Origin of the sequence: Shewanella sp. A32 (genome assembly GCF_029167175.1) — a bacterium.
GTDB lineage: Bacteria > Pseudomonadota > Gammaproteobacteria > Enterobacterales > Shewanellaceae > Shewanella > Shewanella yunxiaonensis.
In genome coordinates this window covers 99,576-122,102 of record NZ_JARFTS010000010.1, presented here as the reverse complement: position 1 = coordinate 122,102, position 22,527 = coordinate 99,576, and the positions used below count along the sequence as shown (strand labels likewise).

At 48.1% G+C, this 22,527-nt stretch carries 19 protein-coding genes and 2 tRNA genes; 2 read left to right on the top strand and 19 right to left on the bottom strand.

Annotation, left to right across the window (positions count from 1 at the left end; all coding sequences use genetic code 11):
* From PY479_RS09765 to recA, 6 genes are all read right to left on the bottom strand, one after another.
* Nucleotides 1–73, bottom strand: a tRNA-Arg gene (locus PY479_RS09765).
* Between the two features lie 19 nt (nt 74–92).
* A tRNA-Ser gene (locus PY479_RS09760) sits at nt 93–184 on the bottom strand.
* A 208-nt stretch (nt 185–392) separates the two neighbouring features.
* Nucleotides 393–590 (bottom strand): carbon storage regulator CsrA, encoded by a 198-nt coding sequence (csrA, locus tag PY479_RS09755; protein ID WP_133039664.1) that lies wholly within the window; start codon nt 588–590, stop codon nt 393–395.
* A gap of 525 nt (nt 591–1,115) precedes the next feature.
* The gene (gene alaS, locus PY479_RS09750; protein WP_275483628.1) at nt 1,116–3,737 is read right to left on the bottom strand and encodes an alanine--tRNA ligase; all 2,622 of its coding nucleotides are present in this window, start codon (nt 3,735–3,737) and stop codon (nt 1,116–1,118) included.
* Nucleotides 3,738–4,068: 331 nt separating this feature from the next.
* Nucleotides 4,069–4,503 (bottom strand): regulatory protein RecX, encoded by a 435-nt coding sequence (locus PY479_RS09745; protein WP_212593876.1) that lies wholly within the window; start codon nt 4,501–4,503, stop codon nt 4,069–4,071.
* 11 nt (nt 4,504–4,514) lie between these two features.
* Nucleotides 4,515–5,585 carry a recombinase RecA gene (recA, locus tag PY479_RS09740; RefSeq protein WP_212593877.1) on the bottom strand — a complete coding sequence of 357 codons (1,071 nt, stop codon included), beginning with the start codon at nt 5,583–5,585 and terminating at the stop codon, nt 4,515–4,517.
* Nucleotides 5,586–5,884: 299 nt separating this feature from the next.
* On the opposite strand from recA, the gene mutS reads away from it, so the two are divergent.
* Nucleotides 5,885–8,473 (top strand): DNA mismatch repair protein MutS, encoded by a 2,589-nt coding sequence (mutS, locus tag PY479_RS09735; protein WP_275483631.1) that lies wholly within the window; start codon nt 5,885–5,887, stop codon nt 8,471–8,473.
* 81 nt (nt 8,474–8,554) lie between these two features.
* Here the strand turns inward: mutS and rpoS are convergent, their stop codons facing one another.
* The 10 genes from rpoS to PY479_RS09685 form a co-directional block, all read right to left on the bottom strand.
* Nucleotides 8,555–9,445 carry an RNA polymerase sigma factor RpoS gene (gene rpoS / locus PY479_RS09730; protein WP_228730484.1) on the bottom strand — a complete coding sequence of 297 codons (891 nt, stop codon included), beginning with the start codon at nt 9,443–9,445 and terminating at the stop codon, nt 8,555–8,557.
* A 132-nt stretch (nt 9,446–9,577) separates the two neighbouring features.
* Nucleotides 9,578–10,477 (bottom strand): peptidoglycan DD-metalloendopeptidase family protein, encoded by a 900-nt coding sequence (locus PY479_RS09725; protein WP_275483630.1) that lies wholly within the window; start codon nt 10,475–10,477, stop codon nt 9,578–9,580.
* 65 nt (nt 10,478–10,542) lie between these two features.
* Nucleotides 10,543–11,181 (bottom strand): protein-L-isoaspartate(D-aspartate) O-methyltransferase, encoded by a 639-nt coding sequence (locus tag PY479_RS09720; protein WP_275483627.1) that lies wholly within the window; start codon nt 11,179–11,181, stop codon nt 10,543–10,545.
* Nucleotides 11,178–11,924, bottom strand: a complete 747-nt coding sequence (gene surE, locus PY479_RS09715) for a 5'/3'-nucleotidase SurE (RefSeq protein WP_212593881.1) — start codon at nt 11,922–11,924, stop codon at nt 11,178–11,180. Before surE ends, PY479_RS09720 begins: the two co-directional genes overlap by 4 nt.
* Nucleotides 11,925–11,930: 6 nt before the next feature.
* Nucleotides 11,931–12,995, bottom strand: a complete 1,065-nt coding sequence (locus PY479_RS09710) for a tRNA pseudouridine(13) synthase TruD (RefSeq protein ID WP_275483626.1) — start codon at nt 12,993–12,995, stop codon at nt 11,931–11,933.
* Entirely contained in the window at nt 12,989–13,489 is a 501-nt protein-coding gene (gene ispF / locus PY479_RS09705) for a 2-C-methyl-D-erythritol 2,4-cyclodiphosphate synthase (protein WP_275483625.1), read from the bottom strand. Before ispF ends, PY479_RS09710 begins: the two co-directional genes overlap by 7 nt.
* A gap of 23 nt (nt 13,490–13,512) precedes the next feature.
* Nucleotides 13,513–14,247, bottom strand: coding sequence for a 2-C-methyl-D-erythritol 4-phosphate cytidylyltransferase (ispD, locus tag PY479_RS09700; protein ID WP_228730323.1), 735 nt, complete (start codon nt 14,245–14,247; stop codon nt 13,513–13,515).
* A gap of 45 nt (nt 14,248–14,292) precedes the next feature.
* A complete protein-coding gene (gene ftsB / locus PY479_RS09695; protein ID WP_212593885.1) occupies nt 14,293–14,595 on the bottom strand; it encodes a cell division protein FtsB in 303 nt (100 codons plus the stop codon).
* Between the two features lie 115 nt (nt 14,596–14,710).
* A complete protein-coding gene (gene eno, locus PY479_RS09690; protein ID WP_275483624.1) occupies nt 14,711–16,006 on the bottom strand; it encodes a phosphopyruvate hydratase in 1,296 nt (431 codons plus the stop codon).
* A 188-nt stretch (nt 16,007–16,194) separates the two neighbouring features.
* Nucleotides 16,195–17,832, bottom strand: a complete 1,638-nt coding sequence (locus PY479_RS09685; protein WP_212593887.1) for a CTP synthase — start codon at nt 17,830–17,832, stop codon at nt 16,195–16,197.
* Here PY479_RS09685 and PY479_RS09680 point away from each other — a divergent pair.
* Nucleotides 17,717–17,956 (top strand): hypothetical protein, encoded by a 240-nt coding sequence (locus PY479_RS09680; protein ID WP_212596715.1) that lies wholly within the window; start codon nt 17,717–17,719, stop codon nt 17,954–17,956. The genes PY479_RS09685 and PY479_RS09680 overlap by 116 nt on opposite strands.
* Before the next feature lie 15 nt (nt 17,957–17,971).
* Here the strand turns inward: PY479_RS09680 and mazG are convergent, their stop codons facing one another.
* The 3 genes from mazG to rlmD all read right to left on the bottom strand — a co-directional run bounded on the left by mazG (nt 17,972) and on the right by rlmD (nt 22,454).
* Nucleotides 17,972–18,757 (bottom strand): nucleoside triphosphate pyrophosphohydrolase, encoded by a 786-nt coding sequence (gene mazG / locus PY479_RS09675; RefSeq protein WP_212593888.1) that lies wholly within the window; start codon nt 18,755–18,757, stop codon nt 17,972–17,974.
* Between the two features lie 34 nt (nt 18,758–18,791).
* Nucleotides 18,792–20,999 (bottom strand): GTP diphosphokinase, encoded by a 2,208-nt coding sequence (relA, locus tag PY479_RS09670; protein ID WP_275483623.1) that lies wholly within the window; start codon nt 20,997–20,999, stop codon nt 18,792–18,794.
* A gap of 120 nt (nt 21,000–21,119) precedes the next feature.
* Nucleotides 21,120–22,454, bottom strand: a complete 1,335-nt coding sequence (rlmD, locus tag PY479_RS09665) for a 23S rRNA (uracil(1939)-C(5))-methyltransferase RlmD (RefSeq protein WP_275483622.1) — start codon at nt 22,452–22,454, stop codon at nt 21,120–21,122.
* Between the last annotated feature and the right edge of the window lie 73 nt (nt 22,455–22,527).

The window sequence follows — 22,527 nt, the reverse complement described above, 5'->3', positions numbered from 1 at the left end:
GCGCATGGAAGGAGTCGAACCTCCGACCACCTGGTTCGTAGCCAGGTACTCTATCCAGCTGAGCTACATGCGCAGTTTTTTCGTTAAGAAAATGGCGGAGAAGGAGGGATTCGAACCCTCGATGGGAGTTAAAGCCCATACTCCCTTAGCAGGGGAGCGCCTTCGGCCACTCGGCCACCTCTCCGCTTTTTCTTGGCGCACATATTACTGTTTGAAGAAAATAAGTCAAACGCTTTTTGGGAAAGGCAAACCGTTTGCCCTGTTTTTAATCATATCGCGCAATAACGCTGCAACACCGCCAAAAACAAGGCTTTTTAGATGTTGAGTAAATAAAAAGCCAGCTATCAAAGCTGGCTCTTCAGACTACATCAGGCAGATCCAACAGCATAGGATCAATAGTCGCCGCCTTCAGAAGAAGAGCCGCTCTTTTCGGACTGAATGCGTTGATAAATCTCTTCACGATGCACAGAGACTTCTTTGGGCGCATTTACGCCGATACGCACCTGGTTGCCTTTTACCCCCAACACAGTCACTGTGACTTCGTCACCAATCATCAGTGTTTCGCCAACTCGGCGGGTCAAAATCAGCATTAGATTGCTCCTCTATTATCCATATCTTTATTACGGCGCTTATCCGTTCTGATGTCTATTATAAGGTGAGCTTAGTACAAAATAATAGTATTCAATACTAAAACCCTTGTTTTGCGATACCTTATTTAGTCAAAAACCGTGATGCAGCACGCGAACAGCCCTATCAGCATATGCGTCAGTTATTCATCTGACGAATATGTCGTCTGTAAATTCCGCAGCTTAACAATGATAAATTTAAGCATGCGCCGCCTACTTATGTCACACATAGCTGTTTTTTATGAACACTCACCGACACGATTCGGGGTTCCGTAGCAACAGCTAGGGGGGCCAAAAACTAAAGTCCATTGGATTCCCTGTTCGCAGGTTGCTGGCAATAACGTTCGCGCTCATCTCATGTGATATCAAAAATAGGTCGGCGCTAAATCAATGGGCTCCACAGAACCCATTGATTTAGCGCCGACCGTTTACTGACGACTGAGAATGACACTGATAAAAAGGCGTTCACCAGTCGCTCAGATTAATGACTTACAGACGTTCCTGAAGCCAAGGTAACACCGATGCCAGAGCAGCGGGGAGTTTTTCTGGTTCGCTTCCGCCAGCCTGAGCCATATCAGGACGGCCACCACCTTTTCCCCCCACCTGAGCGGCAACCATTGCCACCAAGTCACCCGCTTTGACTTTAGCAGTAAGATCCTTGGTCACACCCGCGATTAGGTTAACCTTGTCATCATGAGCAGTGCCAAGAACCACGATACCTGATTGCAATTTTTGTTTCAGTTCATCCTGCAATCCGCGTAAAGCGCCCGCATCAACCCCTTCCAGCAATTTAACCAGTACCTTAGTGCCTGATACATTAGTCGCTTCAGTGACTAAATCAGCGCTTGCAGCAGCAGCCAATTTATCTTTTAGCTGCGAAATTTCTTTCTCCAGTTGCTTAGCGCGATCTAAATGCGCTTTAAGCTTAGCAACAACAGAGTGAGTATCACCTTTGAGCAATGCCGCAGCTTCAGCCAGTTCCTGTTGCTGCTGGGCAATATATGCCATGGCAGCTGCGCCAGTGACGGCTTCAATACGCCGAATGCCAGCAGCAATACCACTTTCAGAAACAATCTTGAAAACGCCGATATCACCGGTACGCCCCACGTGGGTACCACCGCATAATTCCACAGAAAAATCGCCCATAGTCACAACGCGAACACGGGTATCATATTTTTCGCCAAACAGCGCCATTGCCCCTTTGGCTTTCGCCTGTTCCAGATCCATTTCTGCGGTCTGCAATTGATGATTGCGGCGGATCTGTGTGTTCACCAGATCTTCCACTTCTTGCAGTTGCGCTGCAGTCATCGCTTCAAAATGAGAGAAGTCAAAACGCAACCGTTCAGGTTCAACCAACGAGCCTTTTTGCGCCACATGAGTTCCCAAGACCTTGCGCAGGGCTGCATGTAATAGGTGTGTCACAGAGTGGTTTAACTGCGTCCGGTGACGCAACTTTTTGTCTACTAATGCTTTTACGGTCTGACCTAGCTTGAGACTACCGCTAGTGAGTACCCCAATATGCCCGATTGCCTGAACATATTTCTGGGTATCTTGTACATCAAACTCAGCAGCCTCAGCCAACAGTTGGCCTTTATCGCCTACCTGACCACCTGACTCACCATAAAAAGGGGTATTGTCGAGAATAATTACGGCTTCCTGTCCAGGCAATAACGCATCTACCAGTTGACCGTTCACATAGATTGCCTGAACCTTGCCTTCACCGGTTAATGCGTCATAACCACAGAAATGACTGTTGATATCAGTTTTGATACCTGCATTGTAGTCCGCAGCAAATTGACCCGCAGCTTGAGCGCGGCTGCGCTGAGCCGCCATGGCGACATCGAAACCAGCTTCATCTACGGTAATGTTGCGCTCACGACAAACGTCTGCAGTCAGATCTAATGGGAAGCCATAGGTATCGTATAGTTTGAAGGCTGTTTCACCATCAAGTACATCGCCTTTAAGATCGGCTAATGCGCCATCGAGGATACCTAAGCCACGTTCCAGTGTGCGAGCAAACTGTTCTTCTTCGGCTTTCAAGGCATTTTCAACAACGCTTTGGGTTGCTTTAAGATCTTTAGCCGCATCGCCCATCACTTCAATCAGAGTGGGCACTAATTTGTAGAAGAACGTATCTGTGGCACCGAGCTTGTACCCGTGGCGCACGGCACGGCGAATAATACGGCGCAACACATAACCTCGACCTTCGTTGGACGGCATTACACCATCAGCGACCAGAAAGGCACAGGAACGAATATGGTCGGCGATTACCCGCAGGGATTTTTCTTCAAGATCACTGACACCAATGATTTCTGCCGCCTTGGCAATCAGAATTTTGAATACGTCGATTTCATAGTTGGAATGTACCTTCTGCATAATCGCAGAGATACGTTCGAGTCCCATGCCGGTATCTACTGACGGCTTCGGCAATGGCAGCATACTACCGTCTGCTTGACGGTTGAACTGCATGAACACGATATTCCAAATTTCGATAAAACGATCACCGTCTTCTTCTGGTGTACCTGGACGGCCACCCCAGATGTGTGCGCCGTGATCGTAAAAGATTTCCGTACAAGGACCGCAAGGACCGGTATCGCCCATCTGCCAGAAATTGTCGGACGCATATGGCGCGCCTTTATTGTCGCCGATGCGAATAATATCTTCTGCCGGAATACCTATCTCTTTATTCCAGATATTGAAGGCTTCATCGTCATTCTGGTAGACGGTAACGCACAGCTTTTCTTTTGGAAGTTTTAACTCTTCAGTCAAAAAGGTCCAGGCAAAGCGAATCGCATCGTGTTTGAAATAGTCACCGAAACTAAAATTACCTAACATTTCGAAGAATGTATGGTGACGTGCAGTGTAACCGACGTTATCCAGATCGTTATGTTTACCGCCAGCTCTTACACAACGCTGCGCGGTAGTCGCGCGGCTGTAACTGCGTTTATCATTGCCAAGGAACACATCTTTAAACTGGTTCATCCCGGCATTAGTGAACAGCAGTGTTGGGTCATTCCCTGGCACCAGGGAACTGCTGTCTACTACCTGATGACCATTTTTTCGGAAAAACTCCAGAAATGCACTTCGCAGTGCGGCGGTGGTCTGATACATGAAATCGTCCTGAATAACTTGGGCTGTAAACTACAAAAAATGGCCTGGAGCTAGGCTGCCGGCCACTGTTACGCGTAATAGTCAGTCATTATAAGCGTGCAGGCACAGAATACCAATCAGAATCACCCAGGTCAGAGTGGATATATTAACAACAAAAAGGACATCAGCCCGATATTTAGCGCGATAGCTAACCAAGCAAGGAGCAATGAAAAACCGGGTAATTAAGAAGAGTGGTAAACGCGTAAAAAATCTAAGGCTGAAAAGCCCCTTTTAGAGCAGTAACCTGTATTAGTAACCACTATTTGTATGAAACAAGTTAACTGTGTGATGCTTACTCGTAAGGATCATAATCAAGTCCATAAGCTATCTGATCATAGCTAAAGCCTTGCCCTATCAAGTGCCGAATCCGTCTAGCACGTTCTTTAGCATCAACTGCGCTGGCATTGTTGCCATACTTCTTTAACGCTCTTTCACGAGCTAACGCAAACCAATCACAATCAGCAGCAGCTAACGCTCCATCAATACAGTCTTTAGATAACCCCTTTTGTAATCCACTTTGGCGAATGCGTGTCGGTCCATGCCCTTTGGCAATCTGAGCGCGAACTAAAGCACCGGCATAGCGTGAATCATCGATAAAACCCTTGGCTTCTAATGTACTGGCAGCCACATCAATATCTGTTTTGGTAAATCCTTTATCTGCCAGCCGGGAACACAATTCTCCCCGACTGTAATCGCGGCGCGCTAGCAGCGCAACCGCGATATCCATCAGTGAATCGCTCAGAAGATTTCTCCGGTTTCCATATCGATATTATCTTCACCAACGGTTTCAGTAGCCGCTGTTGCACCAACACCACCTTTATGCAGCAGCATTTCCCGCAACTGGGTATCAATCTCCTGCGCCACTTCTGGATTATCCTGCAGGAATTTGCCCGCGTTGGCTCGGCCCTGGCCAATTTTATCGCCTTTGTAGCTATACCAAGCGCCAGCCTTTTCAATCAACTTATGAGCCACACCAAGATCGACCAATTCACCAACTCGGTTGATGCCTTGACCATATAAGATCTGGAAATCGGCTTGTTTGAATGGTGCAGCAACTTTGTTTTTCACCACCTTAACGCGCGTTTCGTTACCAACGACTTCATCACCTTCTTTGATAGAACCCGTACGACGAATATCCAGACGCACGGACGCATAGAATTTCAGCGCGTTACCACCGGTTGTGGTTTCCGGGTTACCAAACATCACCCCAATCTTCATACGGATTTGGTTAATAAATATAAGCAAGGTGTTGGATTGTTTGAGATTACCAGCGAGCTTACGCATGGCCTGACTCATCATTCGTGCTGCCAAGCCCATGTGAGAGTCACCAATTTCCCCTTCAATTTCTGCTTTGGGTGTTAACGCTGCTACCGAGTCGACGATGATGACATCCACAGCACCACTGCGAGTCAGAGCATCACAGATTTCCAATGCCTGCTCCCCAGTATCTGGCTGAGAACACAGCAGATTATCAATATCTACCCCTAACTTACGGGCATAAATAGGATCCAAAGCATGTTCGGCATCGATAAAAGCACAAACCTTGCCTTCCCGTTGCGCGGCAGCGATCACTTCTAAGGTAAGCGTAGTTTTACCAGAAGATTCAGGTCCGTAAATTTCAACGATACGGCCTAATGGTAAGCCTCCAGCCCCTAATGCGATATCCAGAGAGAGCGAACCGGTGGAAATCGTTTCCACATCCATGCTTCGATCTTCACCCAATTTCATAATCGAGCCTTTACCAAACTGCTTTTCAATCTGGCCCAACACGGCGTTTAACGCTTTCTCTTTATTCGGATCAATCTTCATTCTGGTTCCCTCTTACGACAACCAAATTGTTGTCTGAAATGCCTGTCTGCACCCAATCGGGTATAAATCGTTATCACGTTTATCCAGTAGTATACTGTACAATCATACAGTATCAAGTCCTGTGTATGATTAATTTATTTGCATTAATAATGCATTAGCAACAATGTCCTTTTTGTATCAAAGAGATGGCAAAATTTGTGAGAGTAAACTTCATCACTTTCAAATAACTGTTAATATTGCCATCCAGATTGCGGACATCATTGTCCGGATAACGAAGGAAAGACCCGCACAAGTTTATGATGCAAAATTCAGCTATTAGCCTCGATGACGATCTCGAAAAGCACACCCCCATGATGCGGCAGTACCTGTCGACGAAGGCCCAACACAGCGATATGTTGCTGTTTTATCGCATGGGAGACTTTTACGAGCTGTTTTACGATGACGCACGTCGCGCCTCCGAGCTGCTGGGGATCTCATTGACTGCTCGAGGTAAGAGTGGCGGAGAGCCGATTCCCATGGCGGGCATCCCCTATCATGCAGTGGAAACCTACCTGGCGAAACTGGTGCAACAGGGCGAATCCGTGGCAATCTGTGAACAGATTGGTGACCCTGCGTTGGCAAAAGGACCGGTTGAACGCAAAGTTGTACGTATCGTTACCCCCGGAACACTGACTGATGAAGCATTGCTACAAGAGCGGCAGGATAACCTGCTAGCTGCAGTTTATGAGGGGAAAACTGGCTTCGGCTATGCCACGCTAGATGTTGCGTCAGGACGTTTCATCGTTACAGAACTGGAAGATCTTGAAAGTCTAGAAGCTGAGTTGCAACGAACCAGACCCGCAGAGCTGCTATATAGCGAGGATTTCTCGCAGCAACAACTGCTAAGCAGCATCAAAGGTAAACGTCGCCGTCCAGAGTGGGAATTTGATTTTGATACCGCAATGCGCTTTTTATTGGACCAGTTCGGTACCAAAGACTTACAGGGATTTGGCATTCATCAAGCGCGCTTGTCGCTGCAAGCGGCTGGCTGCTTAATGCAATATGTGCGTGATACTCAGCGCACCGCCCTGCCCCATATCAATGCGATTCATCAGTTCAGCCCAAGTGACAGCATAGTGCTGGATGCGGCCACCAGACGAAACCTGGAGTTAACACAGAACTTATCTGGCGGTCGCGAAAATACCCTTGCGTCGGTATTGGATGCCACCGCAACGCCAATGGGTAGCCGTATGCTGCAACGCTGGATCCATCAACCACTACGCAGTCGCACATTGATTGAAGCACGGCATAATGCAGTGGCGGAATTGCTGTCTTGCGGACAGTATGAACAGCTGCACGACGTGTTGAAATCGCTGGGAGACGTTGAACGAATTGTCGCCCGTTTAGCGATCCGTAATGCCAGACCGCGGGATCTAGCGCGTTTGCGTCAGGCCTTAGAACTGCTTCCTGAGATCCAACAACAACTCAGTACGATGAAGCAACCACACCTGCGTTACCTCAGCGAGCAGATCAGCGAATTTCCTGAGGAATTGTCACTGTTACAGCGCGCCATCATTGATAATCCGCCCGTACTAATTCGTGATGGAGGTGTCATTCGCGAAGGCTATAACGCTGAACTTGATGAGTGGCGAAGCTTGAGCGACGGCGCGTCCGATTATTTACAGCAGTTGGAAGTACGAGAAAAAGAACGAACTGGTATTGCAACATTAAAAGTTGGGTTTAATCGGGTACATGGTTATTACATTGAAGTATCCCGCGGACAATCGGCACAGGTTCCTTTGAGTTACCAACGTCGTCAGACGCTGAAAAATACCGAACGCTATATTATTCCTGAGTTAAAAGAGTATGAGGAGAAAGTGCTTTCGAGTCAGGGCAAAGCCTTAGCACTGGAAAAACAGTTATGGGACGAACTGTTCGACCTTCTGCTACCCAAACTTTATGCACTACAGTGCTTCGCGGTGGCAGCATCAGAACTGGATGTGTTGAGTAATTTTGCTGAACGGGCTGAATCCTTTGGTTACTGCCAGCCTAACCTGACTGACAGCACCGGTATTGATATCGACGAAGGGCGACATCCTGTGGTCGAAAGAGTGAGTCAATCGCCTTTTATCGCGAATCCGGTTGTCCTAAATCCAAACCGACGAATGCTCATTGTGACCGGTCCCAATATGGGCGGTAAATCCACCTATATGCGTCAGGTAGCCTTGATCACACTGATGGCCCACATCGGCAGTTTTGTCCCAGCAGCGCACGCCACGATTGGCCCGGTTGACAGAATTTTTACGCGAATTGGGGCCTCTGATGATCTGGCTTCAGGCCGCTCTACCTTTATGGTTGAGATGACAGAAACGGCAAATATTCTGCACAATGCCACGGCCAATAGTTTGGTACTGATGGATGAAATTGGTCGAGGTACTTCAACCTATGATGGGATGTCATTGGCCTGGGCAGCCGCAGAATACCTGGCTCGTCAATTAGGAGCCTTAACGCTGTTTGCCACCCACTATTTCGAATTAACGCAGCTATCTGAGTTATTACCACAGGTCATAAATGTGCACCTGGATGCCATGGAACATGCCGACACCATTGTGTTTATGCATGCCGTACAGGAAGGCGCGGCCAGTAAAAGTTATGGGTTACAGGTAGCGGCGCTGGCTGGCGTACCGACGACGGTGATCAAAGCTGCCAAAATGAAATTGAAAGAGTTGGAAGCGAGAGACAGCCACCAGCACCAAGGTGCCGTTACACCGCTGCAATCCAGCCTGCCATTTGAAAATGAAATTTCAGAAGTGGAACTAACGCTTAAGCGACTCAACCTTGATGAACTGACGCCAAAATCGGCACTGGATTTGTTATACAAACTGCAAACATTAGCGAAACAGCACTAAACATCTCCTTAGCTGAATAACAGTAACTGACACAAAAAAGCGCACGTTTATGTGCGCTTTTTAATCCAAACAGCGACTGAATTACATTTTAAACAGGGCTTCTACTGACAACCCTTGCCCTGAAATCATATCACGCAGACGTTTTAACGCTTCCACCTGGATCTGTCTGACTCGTTCTCGAGTCAGACCAATTTCAGCGCCGACATCCTCCAGCGTTGCTGGCTCATATCCCAGCAGACCAAAACGGCGCGCTAACACTTCCCGCTGTTTGGTGCTTAGTTCATTCAGCCATTTCACCACAGATTTAGAGATATCCTCATCCTGTACCTGCGCATCTGGTGTATAGCTATCATCGTCAGGCAACACATCCAATAAAGCTTTTTCATTATCACCACCGATGGGTGTATCCACCGACGTAATTTTTTCATTAAGCTTAAGCATGCGACTAACGTCTGCACTTGGCAGTTCTAACTTTGACGCGATCTCTTCCGCAGTAGGCTCATGGTCCAACTTGTGTGCTAGTTCCCGGGCGGTACGCAGATAAACGTTAAGTTCTTTTACAACATGAATAGGTAAGCGAATAGTACGGGTCTGATTCATAATGGCCCGTTCAATAGTTTGACGGATCCACCATGTAGCATATGTAGAGAAACGGAAGCCTCGTTCTGGGTCAAATTTTTCTACGGCCCGAATGAGGCCGAGATTACCTTCCTCGATCAGATCAAGCAGTGCTAACCCGCGATTGTTATAACGACGGGCAATTTTTACTACCAATCGTAGATTGCTTTCAATCATTCGGTTGCGCGATTTTTCACAACCGCGGAGAGCTTTGCGCGAAAAATAAACTTCCTCTTCGGCAGTTAATAAGGGGGAAAAACCGATTTCACTTAAATACAGCTGAGTGGCATCTAAATTCTTTTGCAGATCATCCTGTACGCGCTCTGCTAAGGCATCAGCCTGCTGTAAATCCATCTCAACTGAAAAATCTTCAAATTCTTGCACGGAAGCGTTGGTATTATTTCGGCTCATAATGTGCTCTCCCAAAATTTGGATAAACAATCTACATCTGGCGTTTTCCTCCAATGCCAAAGTGGCGCCAAACCATCAACGTTTGGGTAAATATTTTAGTGGGTTAACAGATTGACCATGGTAACGAATTTCAAAATGCAACATTACTTGGTCGGTACCTGTACTTCCCATCGTGGCAATAGTCTGTCCTGCGGACACGTTTTGCTGTTCCTTAACTAAGATTTTATCGGTATGGGCGTACGCACTAAGATAATCATCACTGTGCTTGATAATGACGAGATTCCCATATCCTCGTAAAGCATTACCCGCATAGACAACCCGACCATCTGCAGCGGCTTTTATAATATCGCCACGGTTACCGGCAATCTTTATCCCTCTATTGCCTTGCTCGGTACTAGAAAAAGTTGCTACCACATTCCCGTTCGCTGGCCACAACCATTGACCAACTTCGTCAGGTAAGATGGCACCTGAACTGTGGATAATTCCGTTAACATCTTGTTTACTAGTGGTTACAGAGTACGCAGACTTGTGATCGGAATCAAGTGTTTTTTGTGATGCCGGTCGCACTGACTGAACTGTTGCATTTTTTAATTTATCATTTTGTTTTTTATTAATTTTTTCTCCATATTTTTCATTCTTACGTTTGGAGTAATTGCTCAAATTATGTGCTTTTTTATTTGATGAAATGGGGTTCAGGTGAAGTATCTGCCCAGGGTAAATGGTGTAAGCACTGTCTAGACGATTTATCTTGGCCAACTCTTGATAATCTTTATCCGCTGCCCAAGCGATTGAATACAGAGTATCACCTTTATTCACTTTGTAAGTTTTAGCTGAGTTGAGATAGCCCTTTGCAATAATCGGGCGGGATCCGCTAACCGAATAAACGGGAGCGGGATGATAAGACTGGAAGCTACACGCTGAAACGGACAATATCGCGGCAACGATTACCACGCCATAGCAGAGCCTTCGGCACAATATTTGAAAAGCGCTATGACGTTCTTCCTGGGACACTCCATTCCTCTCTAATCGCTTGACGAAATTTATGCCAAAGCCCCACTGACTAATGGCACAAATCGAACCGCTTCAATCACGCTGGATGTATATTTTTCTCCCTGCCGGATAATTCTCAGCAATTGCTGATTATCTTCCCCCACAGGCACTATCAGAACACCGCCATCCGCTAACTGTTGCAATAAGGCTTCTGGGATCTCAGCAGCAGCGGCAGTAACCACAATTGCATCAAATGGTGCACGATTGACCCAACCTTGCCACCCGTCACCATATTTAAACGATACGTTGTGCAGATCTAACCGTTTCAGTCGCTGTCTGGCCTGTATTTGAAGACTTTTAATGCGTTCAACCGTGTATAACTGCGGAACTAGTTGCGCCAGAATTGCGGCTTGATAACCTGACCCGGTGCCAATTTCCAACACCTTTGTCGGATTGACCGCTAACACCTGTTCGGTCATACGTCCAACGATATAGGGCTGAGAAATGGTCTGCCCAGAACCTATTGGTAAAGCGGTATTCTCATAAGCCTTATGCGCCAGTGCACCATCGACAAACATCTCCCGAGGAGTTGCTGCCAACGCCTGTAGCACTGCGGGGTGAGTGATACCCGCCTCGCTTAATTTTCGGGTTAACTGTAATGCCGCAGATGCAGATGCTGCGCGACTCATAGTTTCTCAATCCACTGTTGCAGTTGTGATAGCTGACGATAGGCGGTCAAATCTACTGTTAACGGCGTAATAGATACAAAGCCCTGCGCCACAGCATAAAAATCGGTATCGTCGCCCACATCCAGTTCTATTCCAGGAGGGCCAAGCCAGAATATCTCACGCCCATGAGGATCGGTAGTTCGCACCATATCCTCCGCTTTGTGTCGCGTTCCCAGTCGGGTAACTCTGATCCCCTGGATCTGATCCATAGGTAAGTCCGGCACATTAATATTGAGGATCTGATCGGAGGCGATTGGAAAGCGTTTCAGCCCTTCAATAATTTTCAGCGTGTATGCGGCGGCAGTACCGTAATGCGTTAATGCCCGCCCCGCTAAAGATACTGCTACTGCTGGTAAACCCAGAAAACGCCCTTCCATAGCAGCCGCCACCGTACCTGAGTATAAGGTATCATCACCCATGTTCGCGCCAGCATTAATACCGGATACCACCATATCAGGCTCGCCATTACAGAGTTCACGTATGGCTAAATGCACGCAATCTGTGGGGGTACCGTTAACCGAGATATAACCGTTATCTAACTTATTAATCCTTAAAGGATTAGTCAAGGTCAACGAATTACTTGCACCAGAGCAGTTACGATCTGGCGCGACAGTTTGCACCGAAGCAACCTGCGACAGTGTCTCTGTCAGCACTTTAATCCCTGGAGCCATGACACCATCATCATTACTGACCAGAATCTTCATCGTCGCTTACCCGCCCTGATTTGCTTCTTTTTCGGCAACGGCCTGTTGCCAGCGCATTTCTGCAACATCGGTATAATCCAGCACTTCGCGCAATACCGAGGTGGCATAAGCCCCCGCGGGTAATACAAAGCTAACTTTCAAGCCTTCCGGGATCAAAGACCAACTCATCGCTTGCGGACACAGAAATAATGGTCGCCGCTCCTGAGATAACCCCACATCTTCTAGCCCCTTAAGATCATCGGCATAGGCTTCCAGGACACGACTTTCAAATGCTAAGGCATCGCCAGTACACAACGGTGTACCTCGCCCCCATAATGGTGCCGACAGTTGAATATCCTGCTCCGCTAAACGTCGTTTAAGGACTTCATCCCACTGTTCTGCCACAAAAAAACTGTTGCTTCCAGCCAGCATCACACAATCGCCAGCCAACAATGCTTGAGAATGCTGCGATAATCTGGTGGAGGTCACGGCGTTAAACAGCATAGATCGCAACGCTGACAGATAGAGTGAACGTTTATTACGGTCTTTAACTTTTCTCCCGGCCAACATTTCGCGAGCTTTAGTGATATTGCCCCCTTGATGACCGAATCGCTGCTCTCCAAAATAGTTAGGCACACCATGTTCACGGATCTGCTGTAAACGCTTTTGGACGTCATCAGGATCACTGAGTTCTCTTAAAATCAGCGTAAACCGATTACCGGTCAATGCACCAATTCTCAGTTTTTTGCTATGACGATGACTGGCTAACACTTGCAAATTGCCGGCATTCAATTGTTGCCAATCAGGCGTTTCTTTTCCCGGAATGCGTATACCAAACCATTGTTCTGTGACTGCATTTTTATCTTTCTGACCAGCAAAGGTCACTTCTTTAGGATGTACACCAGCAAATTTAGCCAGCATTTCCGCTACCGCAGCGGTATTTAACCCGCTCTTTCGAATATGCAGTAAGTGATGTTCGCCTTCACCAGTTGGTGCAAATGGCAGCAATTCCTGTACTAAAAAATCTTCGTTGTAGGTTCGCAGATTCCCACAACTATGAGGCTTTCCATATAGATAATGGAGTTCTACCACGCGACATGCTCCTCTGCAGCTGATTGCAGCAGTACTACCGCTTCGACCGCAATACCTTCTTTGCGACCAGTAAACCCAAGTTTTTCAGTAGTAGTCGCTTTAACATTAATCGCATCTAGCTCTGCCTGTAAATCGACCGCCAGTACCATTCTCATCGCGTCGATGTGCGGTGCCATTTTAGGCGCTTGCGCAATAATGGTGACATCAAGATTGCCCAGGCAAAAACCGCGCTGCCTAACGAGCTCAAAACAATGACGCAGCAACACCCGACTGTCAGCCCCTTTAAACTGAGGATCTGTATCAGGGAAATGGTGTCCTATATCCCCGAGAGCCATCGCCCCCAACAACGCATCTGCTACGGCATGCAGCACCACATCACCATCCGAATGTGCAACCAAACCCGTTTCGTAAGGCACAGTAACACCGCCGAGGATCAACGGTTGAACACCGCCGAATTTATGGACATCAAAACCATGTCCGATACGTATCTTCATCAATTACTCCAGTTGCTCCGGACTTAACGCTGCTCTCGCTGATGACGCAGATATAACGTTGCCAATGGCAGGTCATCCGGATGCGTTATCTTAATATTGTCACTCCGGCCGGTTACCAGCCCGGGATGAACCCCCGCCCACTCCATAGCCGAAGCTTCATCCGTCACCTGAATACCGGCTGCAATCGCTGCTGCGAGATTCCGTTGTAGTTCTTGCGCAGGAAATAACTGGGGTGTGAGCGCATGCCAAAGTGCTTCGCGAGATACCGTGGACGCTACACAACCATCAGCAGAGGCTCGCTTCATGGTATCGCGCACTGGCGCTGCCAAAATGGCACCTTGAGGAAATTGTTGCCGTGCCGCCAACAGCCTATCGATATCCTGATGAGTCAAACATGGTCTTGCGGCGTCGTGTACCAAAGCCCAGGCATTGGTCTCATGGACATTTTGTAATGCGGCCAGAACCGAATTCGCGCGCTCAAGTCCCCCCTCAACGGTATGAAGTTTTGGGTGTTGAGCTTGTGATAATGTTGAAAAGAATTGATCCTGTGAATGTAATGCCACCACTACCCGTGCAATATCAGGGTGGTCCAACAATAGTTGCAACGTAATGCCAAGAATGCAGCTATCCAACAACGGCAAATATTGTTTGGGGCGATTGGCGCCCATACGACTGCCAATACCTGCTGCCGGAACGATAGCCACTACGGATTGAGACGCATATGCTTCATTATCAAACTGCGTTTCAGATTGTTTCATGGTGCCCTGCATTTAAGAAATATAGACGACGAACAGCATGATATATCAGTTACTAGACACGGTCATTGAACGTTGATCGCCACCAACTACCCGATAAAAAGTTTCACCCTTTTTAATGAGTCCCAGTTCATTGCGCGCACGTTCTTCAATAGCTTCTTTGCCACTGCGCAAATCAGAAATTTCCTCTTTTAACGCCTGGTTTCTGGCATCCAGTTCATCGTTATTCTGTTGCTGCTCGGCAATCTGATGATCCAAATGATAATACTCAGTGAGGCTATTTTCGCCCCACCATAAGCGATACTGCATCAGACCAAGCAACAGGCATCCTAACAAGAGCAAAGGTTTCATAAGTCGCGTGCAACCATTTCTGATAAAACGTTCTGCGACAGATAGTACAACAAAAAAGGCCACCAAGTGGCGGCCTTTTTGCATCAGTTTATATCTGTGTCGCTAAAAAGCAGGCTTATGCCTGACCTTTAATCGCTGACCGCCCCCAAAAAGGTGCCTTTTCGCCTAACTGTTCTTCGATACGTAACAGTTGGTTGTACTTGGCAATACGATCTGAACGGCACAGAGAGCCAGTCTTAATCTGTCCAGCAGCAGTACCTACCGCAAGATCCGCAATAGTAGCATCTTCAGTTTCGCCGCTGCGGTGAGAAATCACAGCCGTGTAACCAGCCGCTTTTGCCATGCGAATCGCAGCCAGGGTCTCAGTCAGTGAGCCAATCTGGTTGAACTTGATAAGAATGGAGTTACCGATACCCTGTTCGATACCGCGAGCCAGGATTTTAGTGTTGGTCACAAACAGATCATCACCCACCAACTGAATTTTGTCACCGAGGATCTTGGTCAGATACGCCCAACCTTCCCAGTCAGACTCATCAAGACCGTCTTCAATAGACACGATCGGATATTGTTCTGTCAGTGATTTAAGGAAATCTGAGAATTCTTTGGCGGTAAACACTTTGCCTTCACCGGCGAGATCGTACTTACCATCTTTGTAAAACTCTGACGCCGCACAGTCCAGAGCCAAAGTCACGTCAGTACCCAGATTATAACCGGCTGCCGCAATCGCTTCTTTGATAACAGCCAAGGCATCAGCGTTAGATGACAGGTTCGGCGCAAAACCACCTTCATCACCAACGGCAGTATTCAATCCTTTGGCTTTCAGGACTTTCTTCAGATTATGGAAAATTTCAGAACCCATGCGCAATGCTTCACGGAAATTTTTTGCACCTACAGGCTGAACCATAAACTCTTGAATATCGACGTTATTATCAGCATGTTCACCACCGTTGAGAATATTCATCATCGGCACCGGCATGCTGTACTGACCGGGTGTACCATTCAGCTCGGCGATGTGGGCATACAATGGCATCCCCTTGAAGGCTGCGGCAGCTTTGGCGGCAGCCAATGATACGGCCAGAATTGCGTTAGCACCGAGTTTATCTTTGTTTTCGGTACCGTCCAGTGCAATCATGATGTTGTCAATCTCAGCTTGGGCTGTAGCATCTTTGCCCAACAGTGCATCACAGATCGGGCCGTTAATGTTAGCCACAGCTTTCAGAACGCCTTTGCCTAAATAACGGCTTTTGTCACCATCACGCAGTTCCAATGCTTCACGGCTACCGGTAGAGGCGCCTGATGGCGCTGCCGCCATACCGATAAATCCACCTTCCAGATGCACTTCAGCTTCTACAGTGGGGTTACCGCGCGAATCCATGATTTCGCGACCAATGACTTTAACGATCTTAGCCATAATATCCTCAGTTCAGAGATAAAGATTAAAAGATAAAACCCATACCCATATAGCATCCCCATGACATGGGTACAGGGCTTTTGATACTGCCGCAATGTCTCATCATACGACATTCTCGGACGCTTGATGAGGCATCGCAGGATTAAATAAAAAAGCCGGTGCAATTCACTCGCACCGGCTTGTATGTTTTAGCCTAATTTGCTTTTTTGATAGGCGCTGGCTGCCGCAACAAACCCTTCAAACAGCGGATGACCATCACGCGGTGTTGAAGTAAATTCCGGATGGAACTGCCCGGCGACAAACCAAGGGTGATCCGGCAATTCAATCATCTCAACCAATTTACGATCTGAAGATAAACCACTGAACACCAACCCCGCCTGTTCAAGTCTAGGAACATAGGTGTTATTCACTTCATAGCGATGGCGATGACGTTCAACGCAATTTTCACTGCCATAAGCCGCTGCAGCTTTGGTGCCTGGTATCAAATGACACAACTGAGCCCCCAGTCGCATAGTACCGCCCAGATCTGAGTTTTCGCTGCGGTGTTCAACATGGCCTTCTTCATCAATCCATTCGGTAATAAGACCAACCACTGGGTAAGGTGTTTTGGGTTCAAATTCAGTAGAGTGGGCACCTTCCATGCCAGCAACGTGACGAGCAAACTCAATCAGTGCCACCTGCATACCCAAACAAATACCGAAATAAGGCAGCTTATGTTCACGGGCGTATTGAGCAGCCATGATCTTGCCCTCAATACCACGAGAACCGAAACCACCTGGGACCAGAATACCATCAAGCCCTTCCAGTACTTCTACGCCCTTCGCTTCGACAGTCTGAGAATCAATGTATTTAATATGCACTGAGACGCGAGTCTTAATCCCGGCATGTTTCAAGGCTTCGTTAACGGATTTATACGCATCAGGCAACTCAGTGTATTTACCCACCATGCCGATGGTCACTTCGGCATTCGGGTTGGCTTCCTGATAAATCACGTTTTCCCATTCAGAAAGATCGGCTTCCTGACATTGGAGGCCAAAGCGTTTAACGACCAGTTCATCCAATCCCTGAGAACGCAACAGCGCCGGAATTTTATAGATAGAATCAACGTCGCGCAGTGAAATAACCGCTTTTTCTTCGACGTTACAGAACAGGGAAATTTTAGCGCGCTCAGTCGCCGGAATTGCCCGGTCGCCTCGGCACACCAGAATATCAGGCGCAATACCGATAGAACGCAGTTCTTTAACTGAGTGCTGTGTCGGTTTGGTTTTCACTTCCTGAGCAGGGCCAATAAATGGCACTAAAGTCAGGTGCATGAACATGCTGCGCTCGCGGCCCAGCTCAACCCCCAACTGACGAATAGATTCGAGGAATGGCAAAGACTCGATATCACCAACAGTACCACCAATTTCAACAATGGCTACGTCGTGACCTTCACCGCCTTCCAGCACTTTTTCCTTAATCGCATTGGTGATATGGGGGATCACCTGAATAGTCGCGCCCAGATAGTCACCACGGCGTTCCTTACGCAGCACTTCTTCGTAAATACGGCCGGTAGTAAAGTTATTCCGGCGGCCCATTTTCGTGCGAATAAAACGTTCATAGTGGCCCAAATCCAGATCGGTTTCCGCACCGTCTTCTGTCACAAAGACTTCGCCGTGCTGGATAGGACTCATGGTTCCCGGATCAACGTTGATGTAAGGATCCAACTTCATGATGGTCACATTGAGGCCCCGCGCCTCTAATATTGCAGCCAAAGATGCTGCTGCAATGCCTTTGCCAAGTGATGAAACCACACCACCGGTTACGAAGATATACCTTGTAGTCATGCTGAACCTGAGAAAAAGAGTGAGAATTCAGCGCTTGGATGAAGCGCCTGGACGGGGCGACAGTATATCAAAGACGGCTGGATTTACCAAACCAACAGAGGCAGAAATTTACCTGAATATTTAAATAAAAGGCGGCAGATTAGCTACGCTCCTGCTGTTTCACCTGCTCCCAGTACTGGTCCAATGACATTAAAGAATGTTCTTCGAACGCTTTTCCAGACTCATGAACCCGTTGCTCTACCCCACGAAAACGGCGTTCAAATTTGTGATTAGCCTGCCGCAGTGCTTCTTCCGGATTCACCCCCAGATGCCGTGCAAGATTCACTGCGGCAAACAGCAGATCACCAACTTCTTCCTGCACTTTCTGTGGTATTTGCGGTGAAGTTTGTGCTTCGACAATCACTTCATCCAACTCTTCTCGCACCTTGTCGACTACCGGCGATAATTCGCCCCAATCAAAACCGACTCGCGCTACCCGCTTCTGGATTTTTGCTGCCCGAGTGAGCGCAGGTAATGCGTTCGGAATGTCATCAAGTATGGAATTCAGCTGTCTTGCCTGCCGCTCACCCGCTTTAAGTTTTTCCCAGTTATCATGCAAATCTTTAATATCCGCATCGGCAAATACATGGGGATGGCGCTGCACCAGTTTGTCGCAGATACGAGAGACTACTGTGCTAAAATCGAACTGTTGCTGCTCTTTGCCAAGCTGCGAATAAAACACTATCTGAAACAGTAAATCGCCCAGTTCTGCCGGTAACTCCGCCCAGTCTTCACGCTCAATAGCATCGGCGACTTCATAGGCTTCTTCCAGAGTGAATGGAATGATCGACGTAAACGTCTGTTCCTTGTCCCAAGGACAGCCCTGCTGAGGGTCGCGGAGTTTTTCCATAATTGCCAACAGGCGTTCAATATCGGGATTACTCACAGCTGTCTATACCTATCACTCATATCACGACCGACTACAAACGGCGCGCTTCCAGAACACCATCGACCAGATTCAGTTTTGAAATCACGCGCGACAAACCTTCCACATTATAGAGTTCCATCTCTAACTCTATGGTAGCGGTCTGGGTTTTCACGTCAGATGAGGTGTTCATCGCCAGCACATTCGACTTTTCAGCCGCTAACACCGAAGTTAAATCCCGCAACAGACCGGTGCGGTCATTAGCCAATACCCGCAATCGGACTTTATAGCCGCCGGAGTAGTTTTCACCCCAGACCACATCCACTAAACGCTCCGGATGCGCTCGCATCAACTCTTTCACTTGTTCGCAGTCAGCTCTATGTACCGAGATGCCACGACCTTTTGTGATAAAACCAAAGATCTCATCACCGGGAACAGGCTGACAGCACCGGGCCAGATGACTCATAAGGTTACCGACGCCATTCACTTCAATACGATCTTTGCTACCACTGCTGGCTTTCTGACCGCCCTTTTTCACCAGTTCTTCAATGGCGTCTTCTTCAGAAGGTTGTTCCTGACGGAACTGCCCCTGAACATAGTTCACCACTTGGTTTAAACGCACATCACCGCCACCTATGGCCGCCAATAGGTCGTCCATATTGCCCACATTGAAACGCTCAACAGCGATATTGGCATCCTTAAGATTAAGGCCAATGCGTGATAATTCCGCCTCCAGCATTTCTCTGCCTGCGGCCAGATTTTTATCACGGTCCTGCTGCTTCAGCCAATGCAGGATCTTGCTTCGCGCACGCGAAGTTTTGATGTAACCCAAGTTGGGGTTAAGCCAGTCGCGCTTGGGATTGGGGGTTTTAGAGGTAATAATCTCGACCCGCTCCCCTGTTTGCACCTGATAAGTAAAGGGGACGATACGGCCATCGACCTTGGCACCGATACAGCGGTGACCAATCTGCGAATGAATATAGTAGGCAAAGTCGAGTACGGTAGACCCCCCAGGCAAGTCGACGACTTCACCGGTCGGGGTAAACACATACACCCGATCTTCAAACACCTGAGAACGGATCTCTTCCACCAGATTACCACTTTCAGCCACATCTTCCTGCCACTGCAGGATCTTACGCAGCCAATTGATCTTCTCTTCGTAACCGGTTTGTTTACCCGCAGTACCTTCTTTGTATTTCCAGTGAGCAGCGACCCCCAGTTCGGCGTCTTCATGCATCTGCTGGGTACGGATCTGGATCTCGACGGTTTTACCTTCCGGCCCGACAACCACAGTATGAATTGACTGATAGCCATTAGGCTTGGGGTTAGCAATGTAATCATCAAATTCACGGGGAATGTGATGCCACAGCGTGTGCACCACCCCCAGCGCGCCATAGCAGTCCTGCAATCGTTCGGTGACGACCCGCACTGCACGCACATCAAATAACTCGTCAAATTTTAGGTGTTTACCGCGCATCTTTCGCCAAATTGAGTAAATATGCTTGGGGCGTCCATACACTTTGGCGCGGATTTGCTCTTCATCCAGCTTTTGTTGTAGTTGATCGACGAAATTCTCGATATAGACTTCACGGTCAAGCCGTTTACCGTCTAACTGCCGGGCAATTTCTTTGTAGGTATCGGGATGCAGGTAACGAAAGGAAAGATCTTCCAACTCCCATTTCAGTTGACCAATCCCCAGGCGGTTTGCCAGCGGCGCGTAAATATCAGCAATCTCTCTGGCAAGCAACACCCGGGTTTCTTCATCTGACCCCTTGACCTGTCGCAACAGAAATACTCGTTCGGCCAATTTGATAACCACCGCGCGTACATCTTCCACCATCGCCAACAACATTTTACGGATGTTATCGATTTGCGGCTCGGCCGCACGGCTATCCTGATTCAGCTGCAAATAACCAATGGCATCCATGGTCTTCACGCTGCGCACTAATGCAGCTAATCCTGACGAACACTTTTCCTGCAAATATTCTTCATTTAGCAGTCCGGCTTCAAAATAGACGAACAGTGCTGACGCCAACAAGGTGTCGATATCCATATTCAGCGGCGCCAGGATCTCAATTAATTCGCGGGATTTGGCCTGTAGCTCCGCCTGCGGAATACGGCACTTACCGAGCGGCAAGCTTTCAAGCTGCTGGAATAACACCAGTAGCTTCTGAGCTTCCTCGGGCTGAGCGACGTGGCGTTTGACCCACTCGTCCAACGTAAAGTCCGGATCCTGAAAATGCGCTTCGCGAACAGATACCATCTTTGCTTCCTTTTTTGGGTCTGATAAACAGACGCGTCAAGACTCTCTATCTTGGGTATTGCTTGCGGGAAGTCAAATCCCTTATGTCGCTTTTTGGAAAATCTCGCGTAAAGCTGGCGTTTATTTGTGCGAAAAGAGTGCCATGGCCTCAATATGATGCGTCTGAGGAAACATATCCAAGAGCACCAGTTTATCTAGCTGATAACCTTGTTCTACTAATCTGACACTATCCCGCGCCAGATTGGCGGGATTACATGATACATAAACCAATGATGCCGGTTGCAACTTTGGCAGGCACGCCAACAACTCCCAGGCACCGGCACGACTAGGATCCAGCAATAACTTATCGACTTGAGTCAGCCAAGGTTGTCCACGTAAATCGCCATTCAAATCCGCGCAATAAAATTCCGCATTGCTCAGTCCGGCAGCGATGGCGTTAGTTTGAGCCTGTTCAACCAGCGATGACACCCCTTCAACCCCGGTGACCTTGGCACCAGTTGCCGCAATAGGCAGGCTGAAATTTCCCATACCACAGAATAAGTCGAGAATGTGTTCACCCGTTTTTGGGGCTAGCCACTCTAACGCCTTGGCGATCATCAGTTGATTCACTCCGCCGTTTACCTGAATGAAGTTACCCGGGTTAAAATGCAGTGTCAGCGGCTGGCTGGCCAGAGTAAATCGATAAAATGGCTGGGCACCATGCAGGTAGTCATACGCGCCATCCTCACCTTGCAATACCAGTTGGCAATCGAGTTTCTGTGCTAATGCCAATAAGCGCTGCCGGTCTTTGTCTGATAATGGCTTTGTCACCCGCAGAACGACCAAAATGCCACTGTCAGCTGCGATCAATTCCACGTGCCCAAGACTGGTAATTCCCTGTAACTGTGCCAATGACGACGCCAAGGGTTTTATCAGTGCTGACAGCGCGGGAGCCAATACCGGACATTCATTCACAGCGACGACCTTGCTACTTTCTCGCGCACGGAAGCCCATGAAAAAACGCTTGCTAGTCTTGTCAAACCAGGTTGCTAAACGCGCTTTACGACGATATGCCACAGGCTCACCACTAAGCACTTCAATTTCGGGCAACACGTCGATACCAGAGAACTTTTCGAATAATTCAGTCAGGACTTGTTGTTTGTACCGACGTTGCGCCTCAATCTGCAAATGCTGTAAATCACACCCACCACAACTACCGTAGTAATGACAGAGTGGCTGACAGCGCTGCTCAGAGGCCTGTTGTACTTTTATCAGCTGCGCGCGAGCATATTGCTTTTTATCCTCGGTCACTTTGACTTCGGCCACTTCCCCGGCCAACAGCCCAGGCACGAATAACACCTTGCCATCAAGCTGCGCGACCCCCGCGCCAAGATGATCCAGGGTACTAGCAGTTACCTGGATCTTTTTCGGCATTAACGCCGATGTTTTTGGTTTTGCTTTGAAAAATTGTGCCATGAAGCTCTCTTGGACAATAAAAATACTGGTAAAAGTAACGCCTAATCTGGCAGTCTAGTAACGTTTTAACTCT